Below are 4,035 nucleotides of genomic sequence, written 5' to 3'. Positions count from 1 at the left end.
TCTCTACTTAGCCTTGACAAAGGATGTGGTAGCTAAATTGAGATGTCCGTCCCGGGACTGTGTGGGATGTTTTCCTGGACTGCTATGTTGTGATCCCAAGATGCTGCCGGTACTTCACCGGACTCATTGCACCCATCCCCGTCGTGCCTGTAGTTTTGTTCAGTTTGTGCCTGCCGAATTGGCTACCTACAAAATACCTACAGATTAACGACAGAATACCTACACTTTTTATTGGGCACATACAGAATAACCACAGTTTGCCTACACAATAAACACACGCTCAGTTATTATGAGTAAAAACCGTGGGAAACCACGGCAAAGTTCGGGTGTCACAGAACCCCGAACCGCTTCGCGGTACAAATTTCACACACAGCAGAGGGATGCGGTATGAGTGGTAATAATGATACTAGCAACACTTTGGGCATGCTTCACTCCAATTCTCGATTACAAAGCAGGATGGCGACCTGAAAATTCTTTTCAACCAGAAGTGGCGTGGTATGGAACAAGTACAGCTCAAACCATCGTATTTTTCGCAATTTTAATAATCGGCTATGGCATTCTTTATTGGATACATGACAGAAACAGATACTAAGGAGCTGCTAATGAAGAAAATCATCGTTTTCAGGGGAAATACATGGATGTCTGGCAGTATCCGGACGGCACTATCGAGCTCCGGGCCAGTGGCACTTCCCTGCCCTTTATCACTTACGACCGTCCAGGAGAACTTGACCAGGGCGCCATCATCGATAACAAGCGGCTGGGATGTGCCCTGGAGAAGATAAAGTTGGTTCAGGGATTGTTATCTATTTCCAAATCGGTACTTGAAATATCCTCCATTCTTGATCCCCGCCATTCTTGGAACTCGTACCTCCGGCCTGAATAAATAGTTCGTTATGCGATCCAGTTTGTCCGGGTTACGCTCATTAAGTATCACATCTCTATCCGACTGCTTAGAAAGAACTCTTGTGGAAAGAGCGATATGTCTCGCCAGAGATAGAATTGAATCATCCAGACCATGGAAAAAAACCTCTTCTCTTTTTAAGGAAGGACGTCCAGCTAATTGAACACTACCTTCAGATGACAATCCGGGTATTTTTGGCTCTGGGAGCTCCATAGTTAGCTGATCGACGAGTGATAGTGATGCGAACTTAAATGCGCCATTTGATGCTGAAACTTTATAAACGGTGTTGCCAAACCGACTTTTCTGTTTTTTCAAAGCAGGGCCTATCTCCAGAGAGAAGAACGCATAATCATCGTTACCTAACCCATAAACATCATCCAAATCGGAGTTAGACTCGTTGAAAATAATTTTTTTATCTTGCAGCATTTTCCTTGAATAGAAATTTATGTTTCCATTTTCACTTTCGATGTTTGCATTTGTGGCGTGTGCCAAATAAAAATCTTCTTTGATGAAGTTTTTAATGAAATCAACTTCTTGTGTATTGAATTCACTGGCACGCAAGGAATTCTGATTTTGTAATGCTTGCCCCTTAATGTCCCGCTCTGAACCGAAGGCATTAGGAAATTTAAATAGCAGGCTCGACGTGAGATAAAACGCCACCCCTGAGAATCCAGGCATGGATGCAGCCTCAGATAAAAAACCATCTCTCAATAATGAGCCATTATTTTGCATTCGTAGAAAACTGTTATCAGCACGTTTTTTTCTACTTATTTCCAGCCAGCGTCTGGCGATACTTTCGGGAGAAAGGCCATCGTTATCTCTTAGCGTCACGGGATTATTTCGTACCATCCTGAACAAGTTAATACCGTCTATTGTGCCAGCAGGATCGGTAGAGAGCCACCTACCAGCCCACGGCTGGTAGTACCGGTAACCGTAGTAGTACAGCCCGGTCGCATCACGCTCCTTGCCCGAGTAGCGGAGGGTTTTGTAGTCCGCCTCCACCGCGTTGCGCGCCGTCCACACCGCCGTGCCTCCGTACGGGTAGTACTCCTCCGCGCTGATAATGTTGCCGTCACCGTCCAGCTCAAGCCCGCTGCTGCCCGTCAGGTTGTCGTAACTGTACCTTATCTGGTCGCCGGTGATTTCTGCCGGCCTGCCGGATGTCCAGTGCAGCACCCGCACCTGCGCCCGGCCCGCCTCTTCCACTGTAATCACCTCCAGGCTCTCCGTCTCCTTGTTACCGCTCTGTGTGCTGCGCAGCTCCAGCCCCGGCAGGTACAGCACCTGCTGCTTTTGGGTGCTGGTTTTCGTTTCCTGCACGCTCATCTTCAGCACGCGCTGACTGCCCGCGTCATAGCAGTAGTTTTCACTGTCATCTGTGCCTCCGTCACGCACCACCGGCGCCACCGTCTGCAGTTCATTACGCGGCGTCCAGACCAGGTCCTGCCCCGGCTGCAGCTGTTTCTGCTGCCCGCCGGCGGTGAAAAAGGCGTCGACGTCGTCAGGTTTTTTCGTCAGCGTGCTGAGCACGCCCCGGTTGCTGCAGCTGCTCACCGTAATGTTTGTGGTGTAACTGTTGCCTGTGGCCGGCGCGCTGTGGCGGATTTGCGTCAGGTTGCCGGCGCTGTCGTAGCGGTAAGTGCGGGTGTAGTTTGTGTATGCGGCGTCGTCGGCGGGAAGGGGAACGGTGGCTGATGGTAACCGGCTACCCTGCTGGCCGGCGTTTGCCATCTCGCGCCCGGTGGCGCTGACCAGTTGGTACAGGCTGTCGTAGACGTACGTGTTCTCCGGCACCACTTTCTGGTTGCGCCAGAAGCGGGTCTCTTCCGCATCGTTAGTAATTTTTAATACATTGCCCACCGGGTCGTACTTATAGCGCAGGTCCTGTAGTACCCTCGCGCCAGAGACATGCCCGGCCTGACGCGCCGTTTTAATCCCGGTCAGGCGCTGTGTCTCTGCTTCATACGTGTAGGTGGTCACTATGCCGTTGCCGTGCTCCTCGCGCAGCTTCTGTCCGGCGGCCGAATAGGTTAGGGAGGCCACGATAACCTGCTCCGTACCATCCTTCAGGGTCAGCCAACTGCCCGACAGTTGCCCGGCCACGTCGTACGCCACCCGCTGCATATTACCCCGTGCATCCGTGGTGGTCAGCACCGTGCCAGTGGCGTCGGAGGTGGTCAGGCTGGTATGTCCCTCACTCTCCCCAACGAGCAGGTCATTCCAGGCCGGGGTATCCCCGCCCTGCCAGTCGGCCACGACGTCAGGTTTATCCGCGTCCTTCAGCAGACGTCGGGTGACGGAGAGCGGGACGCCGATCAGGGCCACGCCCTCGGTCCGTGTCAGGCCGGCCGTATCGTAGTGGCTGACGCACGCACCCGCCAGGTTCAGTGCCTTCTCCTCGGCTGTGTGGCCGGCATACACGAAGCGCTCCGTGATGCGGGCGGCTTCGCCGGTGAGCTGCTCCGTGATGCTTACCGTACGGCCCGGCAGCGCTGCGTCCTCATACTGCCAGGTGTGGGTCACCGCCTGGCTCAGGTCTTCCGTACCGTCACCTGCGGTGCGGATATTGCTGACTGCGATAAAGGGGCGGCCTGCGGCGTCGTTCAGTGCCACGGTGGTTCCGGCGTCTACGCTGACGGTACGCAGGACGCTGCCGGCCAGGTCCGTGAGGTAGCTGAAGTTTGCCAACCCCGTTTCATGCAGGCGCGGGTCAGCGCTCTGCGTCAGAAAACCGCGGGCGTCGTAGCGGTGGCGGGTGATGCGCCCGCTGGTGACGTCCGGGGTATCCGGGTGGCGGTGGTACGCGATGTCGCGCACGGTCAGGCCGCGGTTGTCGAGGACCGTGATGGTCGGGGTGTTGCTGAACGGTGATGTGTTCATGGTGTTCTCCTTTTTTAACATTCAGATGAGAATAACCGATCGTTTAATGGTTCTAATTCGATTTGAGGTTTTAAACTTATTTCTGCTCGCTTTCTTGCTTGCCTGGGAATTATCTTACGAGGACGTAGTGGCTATTTCCACCCTGATATACCAGACATTATTTTTATTTAGTGTTGTTAAAATATTATGTGTTTATCCGCATCTGAATTAATGGTTAATTTAATGATATCTATGAATTATTAATTTATTCTATG

At 52.6% G+C, this 4,035-nt stretch carries 1 protein-coding gene and 1 pseudogene; one reads left to right on the top strand and one right to left on the bottom strand.

The window, feature by feature from the left end:
* Positions 1-616: 616 nt before the first annotated feature.
* Positions 617-793, top strand: a pseudogene (locus HX778_RS25155) (ISNCY family transposase); the annotation flags it as partial.
* 6 nt (positions 794-799) lie between these two features.
* On the opposite strand, the gene HX778_RS13530 reads toward HX778_RS25155, so the two are convergent.
* Complete coding sequence (locus tag HX778_RS13530; RefSeq protein ID WP_176982316.1) at positions 800-3,781, bottom strand: RHS repeat domain-containing protein; 2,982 nt, start codon at positions 3,779-3,781, stop codon at positions 800-802.
* Between the last annotated feature and the right edge of the window lie 254 nt (positions 3,782-4,035).

This window comes from Cedecea sp. P7760 (genome assembly GCF_013386425.1).
Classification (GTDB): Bacteria; Pseudomonadota; Gammaproteobacteria; order Enterobacterales; family Enterobacteriaceae; genus Cedecea; species Cedecea selenatireducens.
This window is presented reverse-complemented; position numbering and strand designations above follow the sequence as displayed.

Excerpts from the sequence above, each read along its gene's own strand:
- HX778_RS13530 (WP_176982316.1), bottom strand. The coding sequence starts at position 3,781 with ATGAACACATCACCGTTCAGCAACACCCCGACCATCACGGTCCTCGAC.